The 21,561-nt window shown below is 63.3% G+C and carries 21 protein-coding genes; 12 read left to right on the forward strand and 9 right to left on the reverse strand.

The window, feature by feature from the left end:
* Positions 1-82 precede the first annotated feature (82 nt).
* Genes lpdA through ACKLLE_RS17830 form a run of 4 tightly spaced genes read right to left on the reverse strand, consistent with a single transcriptional unit; the run spans position 83 to position 5,047 of the window.
* A complete protein-coding gene (lpdA, locus tag ACKLLE_RS17815; protein WP_420058659.1) occupies positions 83-1,471 on the reverse strand; it encodes a dihydrolipoyl dehydrogenase in 1,389 nt (462 codons plus the stop codon).
* A 2-nt stretch (positions 1,472-1,473) separates the two neighbouring features.
* Entirely contained in the window at positions 1,474-2,754 is a 1,281-nt protein-coding gene (locus ACKLLE_RS17820) for a dihydrolipoamide acetyltransferase family protein (protein WP_420058660.1), read from the reverse strand.
* Positions 2,755-3,813: an alpha-ketoacid dehydrogenase subunit beta gene (locus tag ACKLLE_RS17825; protein ID WP_064302489.1), complete on the reverse strand. Its 1,059-nt coding sequence runs from the start codon at positions 3,811-3,813 to the stop codon at positions 2,755-2,757.
* Position 3,814: 1 nt separating this feature from the next.
* A complete protein-coding gene (locus ACKLLE_RS17830; protein ID WP_420058661.1) occupies positions 3,815-5,047 on the reverse strand; it encodes a 3-methyl-2-oxobutanoate dehydrogenase (2-methylpropanoyl-transferring) subunit alpha in 1,233 nt (410 codons plus the stop codon).
* A 211-nt stretch (positions 5,048-5,258) separates the two neighbouring features.
* Here ACKLLE_RS17830 and bkdR point away from each other — a divergent pair, with 211 nt between their 5' ends.
* The 3 genes from bkdR to ACKLLE_RS17845 all read left to right on the forward strand — a co-directional run bounded on the left by bkdR (position 5,259) and on the right by ACKLLE_RS17845 (position 8,813).
* Positions 5,259-5,750, forward strand: a complete 492-nt coding sequence (gene bkdR, locus ACKLLE_RS17835) for a Bkd operon transcriptional regulator BkdR (RefSeq protein ID WP_420058662.1) — start codon at positions 5,259-5,261, stop codon at positions 5,748-5,750.
* Positions 5,751-6,076: 326 nt separating this feature from the next.
* Entirely contained in the window at positions 6,077-7,318 is a 1,242-nt protein-coding gene (locus ACKLLE_RS17840; RefSeq protein WP_420058708.1) for a glutamine synthetase family protein, read from the forward strand.
* Positions 7,319-7,469: 151 nt separating this feature from the next.
* Positions 7,470-8,813, forward strand: coding sequence for an MFS transporter (locus ACKLLE_RS17845; protein WP_064302492.1), 1,344 nt, complete (start codon positions 7,470-7,472; stop codon positions 8,811-8,813).
* Between the two features lie 37 nt (positions 8,814-8,850).
* Here the strand turns inward: ACKLLE_RS17845 and ACKLLE_RS17850 are convergent, their stop codons facing one another.
* The 4 genes from ACKLLE_RS17850 to flgA form a co-directional block, all read right to left on the reverse strand.
* Positions 8,851-9,594, reverse strand: a complete 744-nt coding sequence (locus ACKLLE_RS17850) for a flagellar brake protein (protein ID WP_009402952.1) — start codon at positions 9,592-9,594, stop codon at positions 8,851-8,853.
* Between the two features lie 75 nt (positions 9,595-9,669).
* Entirely contained in the window at positions 9,670-10,137 is a 468-nt protein-coding gene (locus tag ACKLLE_RS17855) for a flagella synthesis protein FlgN (RefSeq protein ID WP_009402950.1), read from the reverse strand.
* Positions 10,138-10,182: 45 nt separating this feature from the next.
* The gene (gene flgM, locus ACKLLE_RS17860) at positions 10,183-10,500 is read right to left on the reverse strand and encodes a flagellar biosynthesis anti-sigma factor FlgM (RefSeq protein ID WP_009402949.1); all 318 of its coding nucleotides are present in this window, start codon (positions 10,498-10,500) and stop codon (positions 10,183-10,185) included.
* Between the two features lie 180 nt (positions 10,501-10,680).
* Positions 10,681-11,433 (reverse strand): flagellar basal body P-ring formation chaperone FlgA, encoded by a 753-nt coding sequence (gene flgA, locus ACKLLE_RS17865; RefSeq protein ID WP_420058663.1) that lies wholly within the window; start codon positions 11,431-11,433, stop codon positions 10,681-10,683.
* Positions 11,434-11,500: 67 nt separating this feature from the next.
* Between flgA and ACKLLE_RS17870 the strand changes: the two genes are divergently transcribed.
* Positions 11,501-12,433, forward strand: a complete 933-nt coding sequence (locus ACKLLE_RS17870; RefSeq protein ID WP_009402947.1) for a chemotaxis protein CheV — start codon at positions 11,501-11,503, stop codon at positions 12,431-12,433.
* Positions 12,434-12,485: 52 nt separating this feature from the next.
* A complete protein-coding gene (gene cheR, locus ACKLLE_RS17875; RefSeq protein ID WP_009402946.1) occupies positions 12,486-13,313 on the forward strand; it encodes a protein-glutamate O-methyltransferase CheR in 828 nt (275 codons plus the stop codon).
* A 169-nt stretch (positions 13,314-13,482) separates the two neighbouring features.
* Here cheR and ACKLLE_RS17880 read toward each other — a convergent pair whose 3' ends face one another.
* Positions 13,483-16,104, reverse strand: coding sequence for an autotransporter family protein (locus tag ACKLLE_RS17880; protein WP_420058709.1), 2,622 nt, complete (start codon positions 16,102-16,104; stop codon positions 13,483-13,485).
* A gap of 335 nt (positions 16,105-16,439) precedes the next feature.
* Between ACKLLE_RS17880 and flgB the strand changes: the two genes are divergently transcribed.
* The 7 genes from flgB to flgG all read left to right on the forward strand — a co-directional run bounded on the left by flgB (position 16,440) and on the right by flgG (position 21,537).
* Positions 16,440-16,850 (forward strand): flagellar basal body rod protein FlgB, encoded by a 411-nt coding sequence (gene flgB / locus ACKLLE_RS17885; RefSeq protein ID WP_420058664.1) that lies wholly within the window; start codon positions 16,440-16,442, stop codon positions 16,848-16,850.
* Between the two features lie 3 nt (positions 16,851-16,853).
* Positions 16,854-17,294, forward strand: coding sequence for a flagellar basal body rod protein FlgC (gene flgC, locus ACKLLE_RS17890; RefSeq protein WP_064302498.1), 441 nt, complete (start codon positions 16,854-16,856; stop codon positions 17,292-17,294).
* Between the two features lie 15 nt (positions 17,295-17,309).
* Positions 17,310-18,032, forward strand: a complete 723-nt coding sequence (gene flgD, locus ACKLLE_RS17895; RefSeq protein ID WP_037061276.1) for a flagellar hook assembly protein FlgD — start codon at positions 17,310-17,312, stop codon at positions 18,030-18,032.
* Between the two features lie 27 nt (positions 18,033-18,059).
* Positions 18,060-19,382, forward strand: a complete 1,323-nt coding sequence (flgE, locus tag ACKLLE_RS17900) for a flagellar hook protein FlgE (RefSeq protein ID WP_064302499.1) — start codon at positions 18,060-18,062, stop codon at positions 19,380-19,382.
* Positions 19,383-19,456: 74 nt separating this feature from the next.
* Positions 19,457-19,639 (forward strand): hypothetical protein, encoded by a 183-nt coding sequence (locus ACKLLE_RS17905; protein ID WP_420058665.1) that lies wholly within the window; start codon positions 19,457-19,459, stop codon positions 19,637-19,639.
* 326 nt (positions 19,640-19,965) lie between these two features.
* Entirely contained in the window at positions 19,966-20,706 is a 741-nt protein-coding gene (locus ACKLLE_RS17910; protein WP_009402930.1) for a flagellar basal body rod protein FlgF, read from the forward strand.
* A 45-nt stretch (positions 20,707-20,751) separates the two neighbouring features.
* Complete coding sequence (gene flgG, locus ACKLLE_RS17915; RefSeq protein WP_009402928.1) at positions 20,752-21,537, forward strand: flagellar basal-body rod protein FlgG; 786 nt, start codon at positions 20,752-20,754, stop codon at positions 21,535-21,537.
* The last annotated feature ends 24 nt before the right edge of the window (positions 21,538-21,561 follow it).

Below are 21,561 nucleotides of genomic sequence, written 5' to 3' on the forward strand. Positions count from 1 at the left end.
CCCCCCCCCCCCCCCCCCCCCCCCCCCCCCCCCCCCCCCCCCCCCCCCCCCCCCCCCCCCCCCACAGGGTCCGCGTCCCGCTTTAGATATGCAGCGCATGCCCCAACGCCCGCAGCGCCGCTTCCTGCACCGCCTCACCCAGTGTCGGGTGTGCATGGATGGTCCCCGCCACATCCTCCAGCCGCGCGCCCATCTCCAGTGACTGGGCAAAGGCCGTGGACAGTTCGGAAACCCCGACGCCCACCGCTTGCCAGCCGACGATCAGGTGATTGTCACGCCGTGCCACCACGCGCACGAAGCCGCTCTTCGATTCCAGGGTCATGGCCCGGCCATTGGCGGCGAAGGGGAACTGCGCCACCAGGCAATCCAGTCCCTCTTCCTTGGCAGTTTCCGGGGTCTTGCCTGCCACCACGACCTCAGGATCGGTGAAGCACACCGCCGCGATGGCGGCAGGCGCGAAGGCCCGCTGCCTGCCGGCGATCAGTTCGGCGACCATCTCGCCCTGGGCCATGGCCCGGTGCGCCAGCATCGGCTCACCTGCCACGTCACCGATGGCCCAGACGTTGCGCATGCTGGTCTGGCAGCGCTCGTCGATGGCGATGGCGGCGCCGTTCATCTTCAGGTCCAGGGCTTCGAGGTTGAAGCCTCTGGTCCGCGGACGACGTCCCACGGCGACCAGCACCTGGTCGGTTTCCAGGGACAACTCCTCGCCATCCGGCGTGCGCACCTTCAGGTGTTTGGTCGCGGCGTCGAAGCCTTCGACGCTGTGCCCGAGGTACAGCTGCACGCCAAGCTTCTTCAGCGATTCGGCCACCGGCTGGGTCAGTTCGGCGTCGTAGGTCGGCAGGATGCGCTCGCGGGCTTCCACCACGCTGACCTCCACGCCGAGCTTGCGGTAGACGATGCCCAGCTCCAGGCCGATATAGCCGCCGCCGACCACGGTCAAGCGCTTGGGCAGGGCCTTGGGCGACAAGGCTTCGGTGGAGGAGATCACCGCGCCGCCCAGCGGCAGTATCGGCAATTCGACGCTGCTGGAACCGGTGGCGAGCAACAGGTGCTCGCAGCGGATGCGCAGGTCCTGCCCGTCGATTTCCACCAGCTTGCCGTCGATGATCCTGGCCCAGCCGTGGATCACCTTGACGTCGTTTTTCTTCAGCAGGGCGGCAACGCCAGTGGTCAGGCGGTCGACGATGCCGTCCTTCCAGGCCACGCTCTGCCCGATATCCAGGCTTGGCGTGGCGACCTTGATGCCGAGCGTGGATTTGCGGCTGTGCAGCTCGGTCTGATGGAACTGCTCGGCCACATGGATCAGCGCCTTCGACGGAATGCAGCCGATGTTCAGGCAGGTGCCACCGAGGGCCTGGCCTTCGACCAGGATGGTGGGGATGCCCAGTTGTCCGGCGCGGATCGCGGCGATATAGCCGCCGGGGCCGCCGCCGATGATCAGCAGGGTGGTGTCCAGGGTCTGCATGCTTACTCCACGAACAGGCTGGCGGGTTGTTCGAGCAGGCCGCGCACGGCCTGGATGAATTGTGCGGCGTCCATGCCATCGACCACCCGGTGATCGAAGGAGCTGGAGAGGTTCATCATCTTGCGGATGACGATCTGGCCGTTGACCACCATGGGCCGCTCGACGATGCGGTTGACCCCGACGATCGCCACTTCCGGGGTGTTGACCACCGGCGTGCTGACGATACCGCCCAGCGCGCCGAGGCTGGTCAGGGTGATGGTCGAGCCGCTGAGTTCGTCGCGGCTGGCCTTGTTGCTGCGTGCGGCCTGGGCCAGGCGCGAAATTTCGCTGGCGTTATGCCACAGGCTGCCGGCTTCGGCATGGCGCAGCACCGGCACCATCAGGCCGTTGTCGCCCTGGGTGGCGATGCCCACGTGCACCGCGCCGTGGCGGATGATGACCTGGGCTTCGTCGTCATAGGTGGCGTTGATCTGCGGGAAGTCGCGCAGGGCCACGACCATGGCGCGCACCAGGAACGGCAGCAGGGTCAGCTTGCCGCGGCTTTCGCCGTATTTGCCGTTGAGGTGCTGGCGCAGTTCTTCCAGGGCGCTGACGTCGATCTCTTCCACATAGCTGAAGTGGGCGACGCGGCGCTTGGCGTCCTGCATGCGCTGGGCGATCTTGCGGCGCAGGCCGATCACCGGGATCTGCTCGCTGTCCTCGCGCTTGGCGTAGCCGCCCGGGGCGCCGTTGCCGCTGCGGGTCGGCTGGGTGAGGAAGGCGTCGAGGTCCTCGTGGAGAATGCGCCCGGCCGGGCCGCTGCCGTGGACGTAACGCAGTTCGATCCCGGCATCCCAGGCGCGCTTGCGCACGGCGGGGGAGGCGAGGGGTTTTTCATTGGCGCCACGGGGTACGATCGGTGCCTTCTCGACCGCTGCGGCGGCGATGTGCGGTTTGGCCGCCGGCGCTTCCACCGCTGCCGGAGCCGGTGCCGGTTTCGGCTCGGGTGCTGCTGCAACCACCGGTGCCGGCTTGCCGGCGCTTTCCTGATGATTGCCGGCCCCTTCGACTTCGATGCGGATCAGCTCGCTGCCCACCGCCATGACCTCGCCGGGCTGGCCGCCCAGGGCCAGGACCTTGCCGGAGACCGGCGAAGGAATTTCCACCGTGGCCTTGTCGGTCATGACATCGGCCACCACCTGGTCCTCGGTGATGGTGTCACCGACCTTGACGAACCATTCCACCAACTCTACCTGCGCGATGCCTTCGCCGATGTCCGGCATCTTGATGACGTGCGTGCCCATTCAGACCTCCATGACCCGTTTCAATGCCGCACCGACCCGCGAAGGGCCAGGGAAGTACGCCCACTCCTGCGCGTGCGGGTAGGGGGTGTCCCAGCCGGTGACGCGTTCGATGGGCGCTTCCAGGTGGTGGAAGCAATGTTCCTGGACCAGCGACACCAGCTCGGCACCGAAGCCGCAGGTGCGCGTGGCTTCATGCACCACTACGCAACGGCCAGTCTTCTTCACCGACTCGACGATGGTTTCCAGGTCCAGCGGCCACAGGCTGCGCAGGTCGATGACCTCGGCATCGACGCCGGTTTCCTCGGCGGCGACCTGGGACACGTAGACCGTGGTGCCATAGGTCAGCACGGTAACGTCGTTGCCCGGACGGGTGATCGCCGCCTTGTCCAGCGGCACCGTGTAGTAGCCGTCCGGCACGGCGCTGGCCGCATGCTTCGACCAAGGGGTTACCGGGCGATCATGGTGGCCGTCGAAGGGGCCGTTATACAGGCGCTTGGGTTCGAGGAAGATCACCGGGTCGTCGCATTCGATCGAAGCAATCAACAGGCCCTTGGCGTCGTAGGGGTTGGATGGCATCACCGTGCGCAGGCCGCAGACCTGGGTGAACATTGCCTCGGGGCTCTGGCTGTGGGTCTGGCCGCCGTAGATACCGCCGCCGCAGGGCATGCGCAGGGTCAACGGGGCAACGAATTCACCGGCCGAGCGGTAGCGCAGGCGGGCCATCTCGGAAACGATCTGGTCGGAGGCGGGGTAGAAGTAGTCGGCGAACTGGATTTCCACGACCGGGCGCAGGCCGTAGGCGCCCATGCCCACGGCGGTGCCGACGATGCCGCTTTCCGAAATCGGCGCGTCGAACACCCGGGACTTGCCGTACTTGCTCTGCAGGCCCTCGGTGCAGCGGAACACGCCGCCGAAATAACCGACGTCCTGGCCGTAGATGACCACGTTGTCGTCGCGCTCGAGCATGATGTCCATGGCCGAGCGCAGGGCCTGGATCATGGTCATGGTGGTGGTCGACATGGCGGTTTCAACCTGGATGGAAGTGTTGTGGTCGTTCATGTCAGATCCCCAGTTCCTGGCGCTGCCGGCGCAGGTGCGCGGGCATTTCCTTGTAGACGTCCTCGAACATCGAGGCCGGGCTCGGCATCTGGCCGCCGGCCAGGGTGCCGTACTGCTCGGCTTCCTTCTGCGCGGCGATGATTTCCGCGTCCAGCTCGGCACTGACCTGCTGGTGCTCTTCTTCGGACCAATGGCCGTTGGCGATCAGGTGCTGTTTCAGGCGCACGATCGGATCGCCCAGGGGGAAGTGAATCCAGTCGTCGGCGGGGCGGTATTTCGAGGGATCGTCGGACGTGGAGTGCGGGCCGGCGCGGTAGGTGACCCACTCGATCAGCGTCGGGCCGAAGCCGCGGCGGGCGCGTTCGGCGGCCCAGCGCGAGGCGGCGTACACCGCGACGAAGTCGTTGCCGTCCACCCGCAGCGAGGCGATTCCGCAGCCCACGCCACGGCCGGCGAAAGTGGTGGCTTCGCCACCGGCGATGGCCTGGAAGGTGGAGATGGCCCACTGGTTGTTGACCACGTTGAGGATCACCGGGGCGCGGTAGACGTGGGCGAAGGTCAGGGCGGTATGGAAATCGGATTCGGCGGTAGCACCGTCGCCGATCCAGGCCGAGGCGATCTTGGTATCGCCCTTGATCGCCGAGGTCATGGCCCAGCCGACCGCCTGGACGAACTGGGTGGCAAGGTTGCCGCTGATGGTGAAGAAGCCGGCCTCGCGCACCGAGTACATGATGGGCAACTGGCGACCCTTGAGCGGATCGCGCTCGTTGGACAGCAACTGGCAGATCATCTCGGTCAGCGACACTTCCCGGGCCATCAGGATGCTCTGCTGGCGATAGGTCGGGAAGCACATGTCGCTGCGGTTCAGGGCCAGGGCCTGGGCACTGCCGATGGCTTCCTCGCCCAGGCTCTGCATGTAGAAGGACATTTTCTTCTGGCGCTGGGCGACCACCATGCGGCTGTCGAACTGGCGGGTCTTCATCATTGCCCGCATGCCCTGGCGCAGGACCTGCGGGTCGATGCCCTCGGCCCAGGGGCCTACGGCATTGCCTTCGGCGTCGAGAACGCGGATCAGGCTGTAGGCCAGGTCCGAGGTATCGGCAGGTTCGACGTCGATGGCGGGTTTGCGGACTTGCCCTGCGTCATTCAGGCGCAGGTAGGAGAAATCGGTCTGGCAGCCTGGCCGGCCGGTGGGCTCGGGCACATGCAAACGCAGTGGGGCGTACTCGTTCATTGCTTTTTACGCTCGCTCTGTCTTGTGTTTTTGTTGAGCTTTGACGCAGTAGCTACTGGGACCCGGCTTGTGACCGGCTTGTGACCGGGAAGTCAGTCTTGTCTTAATGATATTCCGGCCCCGGAAGAATATTTTTCTGATGTTCGTTGCCTTTGTTCGAGCGGACGGATAAATATTCTGCAAAAGAACAAAAGGCGGGAAGATTTATCTCATGCGCAAACTGGATCGCACTGACATCGGCATTCTCAACAGCCTTCAGGAAAACGCGCGGGTCACCAACGCCGAACTGGCGCGTTCGGTGAACCTGTCGCCGACGCCCTGCTTCAACCGGGTCAAGGCGCTGGAGGAATGCGGCGTGATCCGCCAGCAGGTGACCTTGCTGGCGCCGGAGGTACTGGGGCTGGACGTCAACGTGTTCATTCACGTCAGCCTGGAGAAGCAAGTGGAGCAGTCGCTGCATCGCTTCGAGGAAGAAATCGCCGAACGGCCCGAGGTAATGGAGTGCTACCTGATGACCGGGGACCCGGATTATCTGCTGCGGGTGTTGTTGCCGAGCATCCAGGCGCTGGAGCGGTTTCTCGATTACCTGACGCGGTTGCCGGGGGTGGCGAATATTCGTTCGAGCTTTGCCTTGAAACAGGTCAGGTACAAGACGGCGCTGCCGTTGCCGGCCAATGGGTTGACCCTGCGAGAGCCACGCTAGAAAGAGCACCGCCTATCCTGTGGGAGCGGGTTCACCCGCGATGACGATGGTGAATTCACCGACGTAATCGCGGGTGAACCCGCTCCCACAGGGTCCGCGTCCTATCAACAGGGTGTAGAAAATCACGATCAATCGCCGCCATCACCGCTTGATATTTTGAACAGCCCCTGAGTATGTTGTCCGGGTCGCCGTTTCCGGCATGCGAAAACAACAAGGACAGAGTCATGACGACCAATGTTCAGCGTTCCCTGGAAGAGCGCTTGACGGGCATTGATGAAATCGAATGCGTTACGCCGGATCTCAACGGCGTGCCGCGCGGCAAGGTGATGACGGCCGAGGGCTTCCTCGAAGGCCGACGCCTGCAACTGGCGCGAGGCGTGCTGTTGCAATGCATCATGGGCGGCTACCCGCCGGCGCGCTTCTATGGCGGCGACGATGGCGACCTGGCGCTGGTCGCCGATCCGGCGCAGATCCACCGCCTGCCCTGGAGCGCCGAACCCCGCGCCCTGGCCATCTGCGATGCCGACGAATTGAGCGGCGAACGTTCCGGCCTGTCCACCCGCGGCCTGCTCAAGACAGTGATCGCCCGCTATGCCGCACGCGGCCTGGCGCCGGTGGTGGCGACCGAGCTGGAGTTCTTCGTTTTCGCGCCCAACACCGACCCGACCCGGCCATTCCAGCCTCCGCTGGGCCTGGACGGGCGCCGCGAAGATGGCCATTCGGCGTTCAGCGTCAGTTCCAACAACGGCCTGCGCCCGTTCTTCCAGGAGGTGTACCGCTGCATGGCAGCGCTCGGGCTGCCGCGCGATACCTTCATGCACGAGATGGGTGTCAGCCAGTTCGAGATCAACCTGCTGCATGGCGATCCGCTGCTGCTGGCCGACCAGACCTTCCTGTTCAAGCACCTGCTCAAGGAGGTCGCGCTCAAGCATGGCCTGACCGTGGTGTGCATGGCCAAGCCGCTGGCACATACCCCGGGCAGCTCGATGCACATTCACCAGAGCGTGGTGGAGATTGGCAGCGGCCGGAACGTTTTCAGCGATGCCGGCGGCAAGCCCACCGATACCTTCCTGCATTTCATCGGTGGCCAGCAGGCGTGCATGGCCGACTTCACCGCACTGTTCGCCCCGAACGTCAACTCCTACCAGCGCCTGTGCCATCCCTACGCATCGCCGAACAACGCCTGCTGGTCCGAGGACAATCGCGCCGCCGGCCTGCGCATTCCGGCCAGTTCACCCGTGGCCCGGCGTGTGGAAAACCGCTTGCCGGGGGCCGATGCCAACCCCTACCTGGCCATCGCCGCCAGCCTCGCCGCCGGCCTGCATGGCATCGAGAACGGCCTGCAACCGGCCCCGGCGATCCAGGGTGAGTTCGCGGTGCCGGATCACCTGTCGCTGCCGTGCACGCTGCATGCGGCGCTGGATCGCCTCAAGCGCAGCAGCCTGGCGCGTGAGCTGTTCGGCGAGGAGTTCATCGCCGGTTATATCGCCACCAAGACCCAGGAGCTGACCAGCTTCTTCGACGAGATCACCCCTTGGGAGCGGCGCGTGCTGGCGGCCCAGGCCTGACCGGCAATCCACGGAATAGAAGGCCGATTACGCGGGTTCCTGGCGTAATCGGCCTTTTGTTTTTTTCGCCGGTGCCGGCCGCGCGGCGGGAATAATCACTTATGCTTTCACGCAGTTTTTCCACCAGCCCAAGAGGTCGTTCGGGACGCTGATGCGCACTATCTGGAAGTCTTTTCGCGCGTTGTACTTCGCTGCTCTGATGATGTTGATCGGCTCCGGCCTGCTGAGCACCTACCTTGCCCTGCGCCTTAGCGCCGACCAGGTCGACAGCCTGTGGGTCGGTGCCCTGATGGCTGCCAACTATTTCGGCCTTGCCCTGGGTGGCAAGATCGGTCACCGCCTGATCGCCCGGGTCGGGCATATCCGCGCCTATGCCACCTGCGCCGGGATCGTCGGTGCCGCGGTACTGGGCCATGGTCTGGTCAGCTTCCTGCCGGCGTGGCTGTTCCTGCGGGTCATCGTCGGCCTCGGGATGATGTGCCAGTACATGGTCATCGAGAGCTGGCTCAACGAGCAGGCCGATGCCAAGCATCGTGGCGCGGTGTTCAGCGGCTACATGATCGCCTCCTACCTGGGCCTGGTCCTGGGCCAGTTGATCCTCGTGGTCCATCCGCAACTGGGCCCCGAGCTGCTGATGCTGGTGGCGATGTGCTTTGCCCTGTGCCTGGTGCCGGTGGCCCTGACCCGGCGCATCCACCCGGCGCCGCTGCGGCCGGCTCCGATGGAGCCGCGTTTCTTTATCAAGCGGGTGCCGCAGTCGTTGAGCACGGTGCTGGGCTCGGGGCTGATCGTCGGTTCGTTCTATGGCCTGGCACCGCTCTATGCCTCGAAGCAGGGCCTGAGTACCGAGCAGGTGGGTATCTTCATGGGCGTATGCATCTTTGCCGGCCTGCTGGTGCAGTGGCCGCTGGGCTGGTTGTCGGACCGCTACGACCGTGCCGTGCTGATCCGCAGCGTGGCCATCGGCCTGGCGATCGCCTCGCTGCCGTTGGCGATCCTGCCCGGGGTGCCGATGGCGGTGCTGTTCGCGGCCGGCTTCCTGGTCTCGCTGCTGCAGTTCTGCCTGTACCCGCTGGCCGTGGCGTTCTCCAACGACCACGTGGAAAGCGAGCGGCGGGTCTCGCTGACGGCGATGCTGCTGGTCACCTATGGCGTCGGCGCGAGTATCGGGCCACTGGCGGCAGGGGTGCTGATGAAGGCCTTTGGCGACCAGATGCTCTATGCCTTCTTCACCTTCTTCGCCCTGGTGCTGGTCTGGCGCATTCGTCCCGATGCGGTCACCGGGTTGCACCAGGTGGAAGATGCGCCGTTGTCCCACGTGGCCATGCCGGCAGCCAGCTCGCCCCTGGCCGCTGCCCTCGACCCGCGGGTCAACGAGCAGGTGGTCCAGGAACAGATGCAGACGCCGGTCGCAGCCGAGGATACCGAAGCCGAGGACGAGGCGGGGGAGGTCAAGGACGGGCAGGTGGTCGAGGAACCGGCCAAGCCGCTTTGAAACGAAACGGGGACCGCATGCGGTCCCCGTTTTCCTGTCAGTAGTCGTCTTTGTCGAAGCGTCGCGCTTCGCGCTGCAATTGATAGACGAAACTCTCGATCTTGCGCTGCATCTGCCCGGTCAGGTTATGGAAGCGCACGCCGGCGAAGGTGGCGTTCAGGCGCTCCTCGAAATGCAGATGGCGCAGTTCCACCGACATCTGGGTCAGGCTCAGGGGCCCGCTGGCGGCGAACTTGTCGTAGACCTGGCCCAGTTGCAGGCGCTCTTCGATATTGCCTTCGAAGCGCAGCTTGCAGCCGGTGGCAGAGATGTCCAGAAGCTTGCCGCGGATGGCACCCACGCCCTTGAGCTTGTCACCGTCAAGGACGATGTCGACCAGTTGCGAGAGCTTGAGGGCGGCACGGAAGGCATTGCGGCGCTGATGGTAGGTCACTTCCTCGGGCAGGGTGCCGCGGTAGCAGCGCACGTCGCCGGAAGAGTCGATGGTCAGTGGCTGGTTGCATTCCCAGGCGATCCGCACGCCGTCATGGAAACCTTCGACCCGAAAGGGCTCGCCGTTTTCCAGGAAGCGCTCGCCGTCGCGGGGGATCATTTCATCCAGGGCCAGGACGTTGTTGTCACGGTCGACCTCGACCACGTAGCTCTGGAAACGCTGGCTGCGCTCATGGAAGGTAATGATCAGCGGATCATGGCTCTCTTGCAGCATCCGCAGGTTGGCGGCAATTTCCAAAGGCGTGTTGAACACCTTCGGAGGCTGCGGAGCTTCTACGTCATTGAACACGGTTGATGAATCTCCAGGCAAAAACGACACACGCACAAGGCATTTTGCCAGTATGCGCTATGGCTTGATAGAGGGTCACGCCTGGCTGAGCGCACGAGGCTTGGCAAGCGGCGAGGTCGAGCCCCGGCTGTCGTATAGCGAAGGGGCTTCGCCGCCCATGAGGATTCTGATCTGGTTGGCCGTGGTGGCCTGCTGAAGCGTGATGGATTCGCCGTTGCGCTCGTTGACCGCCTTGCACTCGTTGAGCAGGTTGCCCAGTACGTCGAGTTGCTGGAGCAATTGCGGGCCAAGGTGCGACTGGCTGGCCAGGGCCTCGACGCCGGCGCGATCCGGGGTCAGGCCGAGGCTTGCGAGCAGCTCGCTGCGCCGACGACCGTGCTGATCGAGCAGGACTACCAGCGACTGCTTGTAGGCCAGGATATCTTCCAGTGCCGGCATGTCACGGCCGTGCAGGGCGACGTATTCGTCCCGCAGCAGCTGCAGCAGTTGCTCGGCCGGGCCGATATCTTCTTCGATCAGTTGCAGCAGGGTCGTATCGTGCATGGCTGGCTCTTGGTCTTGGCGTCCTTGAAGTCAGCGCGCCGAGGGCTAGCGCTGGGCTTCGAAATTGAGCAGTTTGCTGGCCACGCGGTTGGCGTCGACCTGGTAGCTACCGTCGGCGATGGCCTGTTTCAACGCGGCCACGCGGTCGCTGTTGACGATGGGCTGGTCGCGCAGCTTGTCGCTGACCTGTTGCAACTGCTGGGCCTCATGGCTGAGGTGTACGGTCTCCCCGCTCTGTGCGGTAACGGCTGCCGCGTCGGACTGGCCTGCGCGATTGCTGGCGGCGCTTTCCTGGCTGGTGCCGGTGCGCAGGCCGCCCGTCACTGACGGGGAGTTATTCAAACGACTGAAGTCGATGACCATGATCAGAAAACCTCTCGGAAATAGGACGCTTGCCCTTTTTTCGGCCAACCCGAAAAAAACTTTAGGCACGAATTGACAGGCATTCGTGACAAGGTCGTCATTCCGTAATACGCACAGTCTAGAAAATGCGCTTCCTGATCGCCAGCGCTGATTCGTCGCGCGGTGGCCTGTGTCACAAGGTCACATGGAAACCTCCACCTCGCCGGGACCGGTTACCCTGGCCTTGACCACCCGCTTGGAGTTGAGGTTGCGTACCCGTATCTGCTCGCTCATCCCGCCCTTGCTCAGCGCTTCGCCGGGCATGCGCACGGCCAGCGTGCCACTGCGGGCGATGATGACCACATGATCACCTTTGCGGATCACCTCGGCCTGTTCCAGATGAACGGGGGTGATGACCTGGTCGATGACCATTGGTCGGACGACTTTCTGTCCGATGGCCTGGTCGAGGCTGGCGAGGAAGCCTTGGCCCAGCAGGCCGACGTCGCGTTCGCGCAGGGTCACGTCCTGTTCCTGGACCACGGCGTCACGCTTGAGTGGCCGGCTGACCACCACGACATCGCGGAACAGCTTGACCTGGGCCGGCACGAATACCGTCCACGGCGAACTGCCATCACAGCGCACCCGCACGGTCACCCGGCCCAACGGCTGGGCCGGGCTTTCCAGGCTGGCGCCGAGCTGCTCGCTGCACAGCGGCATGCGCAGCCGCGGGTCGAGGTTGTTCACCTGGATCTCGTAGCGGCCTTCGGTCTGGCTCTTTTGCAAATAGTCTTCTACGGAAAACTCAAGAAACCCCTGGGTGACACCGATAAGCACTTCAGGCAAGGTGAAAGTGTCAGCCAGAGTTCGAGCGCCGGGAGTCAACAGGCACAGCGCAGCAAGGAAGCCGGGCAGATGGCGGTGCAGGCGTCGGAAAAATGTCGTTTTCGTATTCATGAAAGTAGAAAAGCAAGGCGCGTGCCGATCTGCGCGCTGCCCTAATGCTTCGTTTGAGGAGTCTGGCATGGCTGGTGTAATGGATTCGGTGAACCAGCGCACGCAACTGGTAGGACAGAATCGTCTCGAACTGCTGCTGTTCCGCCTGCGCGGCGAGCAGTTGTACGGGATCAACGTGTTCAAGGTACGGGAAGTGCTGCAATGCCCGAGCCTGACACTTCTGCCCAAGGCCAGTCGGGTCGTGCGCGGTGTCGCGAATATTCGTGGGGCGACCATCCCGATCCTGGATCTGGCGATGGCGACGGGTCTGCCTCCCCTGGAGAACCAGGACCCGAGCAAGAGCTTCGTCATCATTACCGAGTACAACACCAAGACCCAGGGCTTCCTGGTGCACTCGGTAGAGCGCATCGTCAACATGAACTGGGAAGAGATCCACCCGCCACCCAAGGGCACCGGGCGCGATCACTACCTCACGGCGGTGACCCGGGTCGACAACAAGATGGTCGAGATCATCGACGTCGAGAAGATCCTCGCCGAGGTGGCGCCTGCCTCCGAGTCGGTGTCCACCGGCGTGGTCAATGCCGAGGTGCACAGCAAGGCCGTTTCGCTGCGGGTGCTGACCGTGGACGACTCGTCGGTGGCGCGCAAGCAGGTCAGTCGCTGCCTGCAGACGGTCGGTGTGGAGGTGGTCGCGCTGAATGACGGACGCCAGGCGCTGGAATACCTGAAGAAACTGGTCGACGAGGGCAAGCGCCCGGAAGAGGAGTTCCTGATGATGATCTCCGACATCGAGATGCCGGAGATGGACGGTTACACGCTGACCGCGGAGATCCGCAACGATCCGCGCATGCAAAACCTGCACATCATCCTGCATACTTCGCTGTCCGGGGTATTCAACCAGGCCATGGTGAAGAAGGTCGGCGCCGACGACTTCCTCGCCAAGTTCCGTCCGGACGACCTGGCCCAGCGGGTGGTCGACCGGATCAATGCCACACACTAATTGCCGGGGGCGCAGGCCCCTGGCGTTGTACACGATTTAAGAGGCGGCACCATTGTCTACGGGTAATTTGGATTTCGAACAGTTCCGGGTCTTCCTGGAAAAAGCCTGTGGCATCCTGCTGGGCGAAAATAAGCAGTACCTGGTTTCCAGCCGTCTCAACAAGCTGATGGAGCAGCAAGGCATCAAGACGCTGACCGAGCTGGTGCAGCGCATCCAGAGCCAGCCGCGCAGCGGCTTGCGCGAGCAGGTGGTCGACGCCATGACCACCAACGAAACCCTCTGGTTCCGCGATACCTATCCCTTCGAAGTGTTGAAGAACAAGGTATTGCCGGAGATGCTGCGCAACAGCCCCGGGCAGCGCCTGCGCATCTGGTCGGCGGCCTGTTCGTCCGGGCAGGAGCCCTACTCGATTTCCATGACCCTCGACGAGTTCGAGCGGACCAACGTCGGCCAGTTGAAGATGGGCGCGCAGATCGTCGCGACCGATCTCTCCGGCGCGATGCTGGCTAACTGCAAGACCGGCGAATACGACAGCCTGGCGATCGCCCGCGGCCTGTCCCAGGAGCGCCTGCAGCGCTACTTCGATCCGAAGGGGCCGGGGCGCTGGGCAATCAAGGCGCCGATCCGCAGCCGTGTGGAGTTCCGCTCGTTCAACCTGCTGGACAGCTACGCCGCGCTGGGCAAGTTCGACATCGTGTTCTGCCGCAACGTCCTGATCTACTTCTCGGCGCAGGTGAAGAAGGACATCCTCACCCGCATCCATGCCACGCTGAAGCCGGGTGGTTACCTGTTCCTCGGGGCGTCCGAGGCACTCAATGGCCTGCCGGATCTGTACCAGATGGTGCAGTGCAGCCCGGGGATCATCTACCAGGCCAAGTAACGCCACGGGCCCCGTGGGAGCGGGTTCACCCGCGATTACGTCAGCGAGCACACCACCGTAATCGCGGGTGAACCCGCTCCCACAAGGTCCGGTGGATCCAGTGGGATCGGTGTTTTAGCCCAAGAAAAAGCCCCCGGCCTCACGACCGGGGGCTTTTCATTTCAGGCGATCAGAAGTCGTACCGCACCTTGGCGCTGAACACATCGGCATCGAAGCCCGATTTGCCGATGTAGTCGTAGTTCACGCCCAGGGTCACTGCGCCCAGCTTGTAGTCAGTACCGATACCGGCTTCGTAGCTGTTGCGCACGGCCTTGGCGCCGCTGGTGACGAACGGGGTGCTGCCGAGCAGGAAGGTCGAGGTGCTGCTGGCCTCGTCGGCGGCGAAGTCGTGGTAGGCCATCAGCCTGACCTGCGGCTCCAGGGTGCCGGCGCCGAGGTTGAAGCTGCCGGCAACACGCACACCGGCGCCCAGCTCGATGGCTTCGTAGCGCTGGTCCTCGACTTTCAATGCGGCCGACGAACCCTTCTCGCGGTAGCCATCGATGTTCACCTGGCTGTAGCGCGCCGCCAGCCGTGGCTCGACCAGCATTTGCGGGTTGATCTTCCAAGTGTAGCCGCCGACCAGGTTCAGGCCGAGCAGGTCGCTGTCGTAGCTGGCCTTGGCCTGGGTGCCGGCGATCCGGCGCTTGCTGTCGTTGTCGTTGACGCCGTAGGTCAGGCTGCCGTCGACGAAGTAGTTGCCCAGCTCATAGCCGCCGTAGAAGGTGAAGGCGTGGCTGTCGACTTCGGTCTTGTTGCCGCTTTTGCCGTTCACGTCGGTGTTGATGAAGCTGTAGGCCAGGCCCAAGGTCAGTTGGTCGTTCAGCTTGCCGTCGGCACCTACGGCGACACCGCGGCTGTAGGCGTTGTAGCCGGCCACGCCGTCGCGCAGGTCCTGGGTGGCGTCGCTGTAGAGGCTCTGCACCCACACGCCGGCTTCCTTGAAGGCATCGCCCGACGATGCGCCGCGCAGGCTGCTGGTGCGGCTGCCGGTGACGTTGCTGACCAGGTTCTGGCTGGTGGTGGCTGCCTGGGTGGCGCCGCCGTTGGTTTCCGGAGTCAGTTGCTCGGCGATGCGGGCCAGGTCGGCTTCGCTGGTGTTGAGCAGGGTTTGCAGGAAGGGATCGTTGGGGTTCTGCTCGCGGATACGGTTGATCACGCCATCGTTGACCAGGCTGCCGATGGCCTTCTGGCCGTTGGCGGAGCCGCCGTTGCCGACGACGATTTCCTCGACTTGCTCCTGGCCCTTGGCGGTCACGGTGGCGACCAGGGTGTTGTCTTCAAGCGTGTAGCTGTCGATGTTGAGCAGGGCGGAGGAGCTCGTCAGGTTCAGCTTGCCGTTCGGGTCGATATTCTCGCCGCTGGCGTCCAACACCTGGAATTCGCCTGCCTGGATCAGTTTGTACCGGGTGCCGTTGGCAGAGAAGTCGCTGCCTTGGGCGGCCAGCTTGATCTGTGCGTCCTGGCCGAACTGGGCAATGCCGGTGACGCTCAGGACTGCGCTGTCCGGGTTGGTATCGCGGTACAGGTTCAAACCCAGGGCCGAGTTGCTGGCAACGTAGAGGTTGCCTTCCACACTGGTGTGCTTGCCCAGCAGATTCAACTGCGCAGGCGCTTTGTCGGAAACGCTGCCCACATCCAACCAGTCGAAATTGGCATCCTTCAGGCGGATGTTGTAGCCGTCTTCATCAGTGTTGGTGCCGGTGAAATCGACATTGCCGGTGACGTAGATGTCGGCGAGGTCGATCAGGTTGCCGGTGACCTGGCTGCCGTCTTGCAGTTCGAGGTACACGTCGTTGCCGAAAACGAAGCGTGAGGCGCTGGCGTCCACCGCCTCCTCGCCGGCAATCAGTTTGCCGCTGTTGACGATGCGCAGCGGCGAGTATTGGAGAGCTTCGCTGTCGATGTCATAGGCATTGACGTAAATGGCCGAGTCCTGGGCCTGGATGGTCCCGGTATTGACGATGTGAGGGCCGTAGCTGGTGAAACTGGCCGCTTCGATGCGGATGCCAGTAGCGTCCTCGCCGTTGGCAATGATAATGCCGTGGTTTTCGATGCCGCCCAGGTCGGTACGGTCATAGAGCGGGCCATTGAAACCGCCGGCGATTTCCAGGCCGACAGCATCTTCTCCGGTGGCTTCGATCCGGCCCTGGTTGATGACCTTGCCGAAGATCCGCCCGCCGGTGAGGTAGATGCCAGTGGCGTCCTCGCCGCTGACGATGATCCTGCCGCTGGCAGCATTGACCAGGTCACCCGCGATGTAGGTGGAGCCGCTGACATCGATACCGGTGGCAATATCGACCGCGTCGCCGTCCTGCAGCGGTTCGCCCTTGGCTGACAGCAAGCCTTCGTTGATGACGCTGCCGCCGATGAGCGCCGGGTCGATACGCAGGGCATTGGCGCCGCCGCCGACCGCGCTGATGCTGCCTTTGTTGATCAGGCTGCCGTCGATCGCGTTGTTGATGGCGACAGTGGTCTCGTCTGCGTAGAGGTCCATGTCCAGGCCAGCGGCGAAATCGCCGGAGCTGTTGATCGTGGCGTTGAGGATCAGGTCTTTATGTACATAGAAACCATTGAGCTGGATGGGATCCTCGTTCCCGCTACCGGTGTAGCTGCCGACTATCTCCAGGTCTTCGGTGAATTCCTGGTGTTGGCTCAGGAAGCCTGCATTGGTCAGCTGCACGGTTTGGGCATGGGCCGGCAGGATAGTGGTGGTCACCGCCAGGGCGATCAGGGTCTTGCGGAAAAGCATGGAGGCCACGGTTCAGTCCTTAAACTACTTGGAAGATCACGATGCTGTCCTTGCGAGGCAACGGCCTGGTTGGTGGTAATGGCTAAGTGCCACGCAACGAGCGGGGCGGATGTTAAAGAAGTTGCCATTGAAATGGCACCTTTTTGACGCCGTTTTTTCCCTATCCTTGCCGCTTTTTTCCGCCGCCAGCGGCAGCCAGTTGCCGCTTTTCTGGCATTGCCGCCTCCGGAAAAACCGCAAAGACCCCGGTTTCATTGAGGTTTCGCTTCTTGGCATGGGACTTGCTGTTTCATCGCCAACGAACCATCCGGTCAACCTTCGAAGGTTTCCCCGACATGAGCATCAGCTTCGACAAAGCGCTCGGTATCCACGAAAAGGCCCTGAGCTTCCGCGCCCAGCGCGCCGAGGTTCTGGCCAACAACATCGCCAACGCCGATACGCCGAACTTCAAGGCGCGCGACATGGACTTCTCCAAGGTGCTCGCCGCCGAAGCCGAGAAGGCCCAGAAGGGCGGCCATTTCGCCCTGGACCGGACCAACGCCCGGCATATCGAGGCCGAGGGCGTGACCCTCAGCGACGAGTCGCTTCAGTACCGCACGCCGATGCAGCCTTCGATCGACCAGAACACCGTCGATGCCCAGCTCGAGCAATCGAGCTACGCGGAAAACGCCGTGGGTTTCCAGGCCAGCTTCACGCTGCTCAACAGTAAATTCAAAGGGCTGGTTTCGGCCCTGCGCGGAGAGTAAGTCATGTCCCTCGCCAGTGTTTTCAACATCGCCGGTAGCGGCATGAGCGCCCAGACCACCCGTCTGAACACCGTCGCTTCGAACATCGCCAACGCCGAGACCGTCTCGTCGAGCATCGACCAGACCTACCGCGCGCGCCACCCGGTGTTCGCCACTACCTTCCAGCAGGCGCAGAACGGCAACCAGTCGCTGTTCCAGGACCAGGACGCAGCAGGGCAGGGCGTGCAGGTGCTCGGTGTGGTCGAAGACCAGAGCAACCTCGAAGCGCGCTACGAGCCGAACCATCCGGCGGCGAACAAGGACGGCTACGTCTACTACCCGAACGTCAACGTGGTCGAGGAAATGGCCGACATGATCTCGGCCAGTCGTTCGTTCCAGACCAATGCCGAGTTGATGAACACGGCCAAGACCATGATGCAGAAAGTACTGACCCTGGGTCAGTGATAAGGGATTACGCCAATGGCTAGCGTCAACGATACGACAGCAGGGGTGAACCTCAACGACGTCATCAAGGCCTCGGGGACCAAGAGTACCTCGCAGACCGGCGTCGCCTCCGCCACCAACAGCTCCACCGGCGGCCAGACCCTGGGCAAGGATGCGTTCCTGCAGCTCCTGGTCACCCAGATGCAGCACCAGAACCCCCTGGATCCGCAGGACAACAGCGAATTCGTGGCCCAGCTCGCCCAGTTCAGCAGCCTCGAGGGCATTACCTCGCTGAACGAGTCGGTCAATGCGATTTCCGGCAACTACAAATCGTCCCAGGCCCTGCAGGCCTCGTCCCTGGTCGGTCGCTCGGTGATCGCCCAGACCGACAAGGCGGTGGTCGATACCACCAAGAGCCTCAACGGTTCGGTAGTGGTGCCGCAGTCGGTCAGCAGCGTCACCGTCACCATCACCGACAAGGACGGCAACGCCGTGCGCACCCTGCAACTGGGCGAACAGAAGGCCGGCAACGCCTCGTTCGTCTGGGACGGCAAGAACGACAAGGGTGAAGTGGTTTCGCCGGATACCTACTCGTTCAAGGCGACCACCACCGTCGACGGCAAGGCCATGGAGATGTACACCCTGCTCCCGGCCACCGTCAGCAGCGTCACCATCAGCCAGACAGGGGGCGAGATGATGCTCAACCTCGCCGGTCAGGGCAGCGTCGCGCTGTCCAAAGTGCAAACCATCGGTATATAGAGCCGGCTAACGGCACAGGAGTGAAAGATGTCCTTCAATATCGGCCTTAGCGGTCTCTATGCAGCCAGCAAGCAGCTGGACGTTACCGGCAACAACATCGCCAACGTTGCCACCACCGGCTTCAAATCCTCGCGCGCGGAGTTCGAGGACGTGTACTCGGCAAGCAAGCTCGGCGTCGGCAGCAAGACCGTCGGCAACGGCGTGCGCCTGGCGGCGGTGTCCCAGCAGTTCGGCCAGGGTGACGTGAACAACACCGGCAACGTGCTGGACATGGCCATCCAGGGCCAGGGCTACTTCATCCTCAGCGACAACGGCTCGCTCAGCTACACCCGTGCCGGTGCCTTCCAGACCAACAAGGACAACTACGTCGTCACCTCCGATGGCCTGCGCCTGCAGGGTTATGCCGCCGACGAGAACGGCACGATCATCAAGTCCGGCCTGACCGACCTGAAGATCGACACCTCGGCGCTGGCGCCCAAGGCCACCAGCCTGATCGACCAGGGCATCAACCTGAATTCCTCGGCCGACAGCATTCCGCTGGCGCCGACCGGCCCGGCCTTCGTGCCGACCGACGAAACCACCTACAGCAAGAAGTTCTCGACCGAGATCTACGATAGCCAGGGTAACAAGCACACCATGGAGCAGTACTATCGCAAGACCGATCAGAACACCTGGACCATGTACACCCTGATCGACGGCCGCAATCCGCAGAACCCGGCCAGCACCACGCCGCTGACCGGCACCATGACCTTCAAGTCCGACGGCAGCGTCAACAGCATGACCGGCTCGGTCGCGCCGGACGACAGCTTCGCCGTGGTCAACAACGTGTTCACGGTCAAGGGCTGGATTCCGTCGGCGTACAACTCCACCACCGGTACCTGGTCGCCCAATGGTTCGGCCGCGAACCCGGACGGCATCCGCCTGGACATGAACTCGACCACCTCGTACAACACCGAGACGGCGCGCCTGTCCCAGTCCCAGGACGGTTATGCCACCGGCATCCTGTCGAGCCTGAGCATCGACTCCACCGGTGTCATGTTCGCCAGCTTCAGCAACCAGCAATCCCGTGCCATCGGTCAGCTGGCCATCGCCAGCTTCGCCAACGAGCAGGGCCTGGAGCAGCAGGGCGGCACCCGCTGGAAGGAAACCTACGCCTCGGGCATCCCGGGCATCGACACGCCGAAGACCGGTACGCTCGGCTCGATCTCTTCCAACTCCCTGGAAGAATCGAACGTCAACCTGACCCAGGAACTGGTCGAGCTGGTCAAGGCGCAGTCCAACTACCAGGCCAACGCCAAGACCATCTCCACCCAGAGCTCCATCATGCAGACCATCATCCAGATGACCTGATGTTGGCTGGGTAGTGTGATCACGCGAGCCCCTTCCCGATCCGGGCGGGGGCTTGTCGTTTCAGCGAGGTGGAAATGAAGCGTTTTGTGCTGGCTGGAGTGTTGTTCGTGCTGGCAAGCCAGGCGGTGGCGGCGATGGCCTCGTGGTACCGCTGGGAAAGCCAGGCCGACGGGCGCCTGGTCTGCGCCCAGCAGGCGCCGGGTGAGGGCTGGAAGCGTTTTGCCGGGCCGTTCAACAATGCCGGGTGCCGGCCCTGATTAGATGGAGAAGGCTTCGCGGACCTTGTGGGAGCGGGTTCACCCGCGATTACGGTAGTGGACTCACCATAGCAATCGCGGGTGAACCCGCTCCCACAGGGTCCGCGGTGCTTTTGCTTTTCCCTTGAGGCGGGATCTTGCCGCCCTCCGGCAAACCCACCGCCGATAATTTGTCTTCCCCCTCCGCAACAACCCTCCGCAAAACCAGCAAAACCCCGAAAACACAGGGCTTTTCCCGCCTTGGCAAAATCTGGTTCGAAAATTGCTTTCATCGCTCGACAGCAGCGGTGAACGGCAAGTGTTCGCCAGCCCAGCGGAGGAAGACTGTGGACAAGATGCTTTACGTGGCCATGACCGGCGCCAGCCAGAACGCGCTGGCGCAGAAGGCCCATGCCAACAACCTGGCGAACATTTCCACCAGCGGTTTCCAGCGTGACCTGGAGCAGGCCCGTTCGATGCCGGTATTCGGTGACAGCTTTCCGGCGCGGGCCTATGCCATGACCGAGCGCCCGGCCACCGATTTCAGCCCCGGTGCGCTGCAGGAAACCGGCCGTGACCTGGATATCGCCATCGGCGGCGACGGCTTCATTGCCGTACAGGCGCCGGACGGCAGCGAAGCCTACGTGCGCACCGCCAGCCTGAACGTCGACGCGGTCGGTGTCCTGCGTGCCGGCAACGGCATGCCGGTGATGGGTAACGGCGGCCCCATCGCCGTGCCGCCGGAGCAGAAGATCGAGATCGGCCAGGACGGCACCATCACCATCCGCGCCATGGGCGAAGGCCCGCGGGTACTGGCCGAGGTCGATCGCATCAAGCTGGTCAACCCTGACCTGAAGACCATGACCAAGGGCCTGGACGGGATGATCCACACCAAGAGCGGCCAGCCTGCCCCGGCCGATGCCAACGTGCAGGTGGTGTCCGGTTTCCTCGAGGCCAGCAACGTCAATGCCGTGGAGGAAATGACCTCCGTGCTGGCGCTGGCCCGGCAGTTCGAGTTGCACGTAAAGATGATGAACACGGCCAAGGAAGGCGACGAAGCCATGGCTCGGGTTTTGCAAATCAGCTAATGACACAGGCGTAGCGCCGAAAAACAGGCGTACGAGGAGAACAGCATGCTTCCGGCTCTTTGGGTCAGTAAAACCGGTCTGTCCGCCCAGGACACCAACCTGACCGTGATTTCCAACAACCTGGCCAACGTCTCGACCACCGGCTTCAAGCGGGATCGCGCCGAATTCCAGGACCTGCTCTACCAGGTCAAGCGCCAGCCCGGTGCCCAGTCGACCCAGGACAGCGAATTGCCGTCGGGCCTGCAAGTGGGTACCGGTGTGCGCATCGTCGGCACCCAGAAGAACTTCATGACCGGCAGCCTGCAGACCACCGAGAACCCGCTGGACCTCGCGGTCAACGGCCGTGGCTTCTTCCAGATCCTGCAGCCGGACGGCACCGTCTCCTACACCCGTGACGGCACCTTCCACCTGAACTCCGACGGCCAGATCGTCACCGCCAACGGTTTTGCCCTGGAACCCGCGATCGTCGTGCCGCCGGATGCCCAGACCTTCACCGTCGGCCAGGACGGCACCGTGTCGATCACCACTGCCGGCAACCCGGCGGCGCAGATCATCGGCAACATCCAGACCGCCGACTTCATCAACCCGGCCGGCCTGCAGGCCCAGGGCGGCAACCTGTTCCTGGAAACCGCCGCCAGCGGCGCGCCGCAGATCGGTACCCCGGGCCTCAACGGCTTCGGTACCACCATGCAGCAGACCCTGGAAAACTCCAACGTCAGCACCGTGGAAGAGCTGGTCAACATGATCACCACCCAACGTGCCTACGAAATGAACTCCAAGGTGATTTCCACCGCCGACCAGATGCTCTCGTACGTTACCCAGAACCTGTAACTGACGTGACCAAGGTCGCTATTT

The organism is Pseudomonas bharatica (assembly GCF_048586865.1).
GTDB lineage: Bacteria > Pseudomonadota > Gammaproteobacteria > Pseudomonadales > Pseudomonadaceae > Aquipseudomonas > Aquipseudomonas bharatica.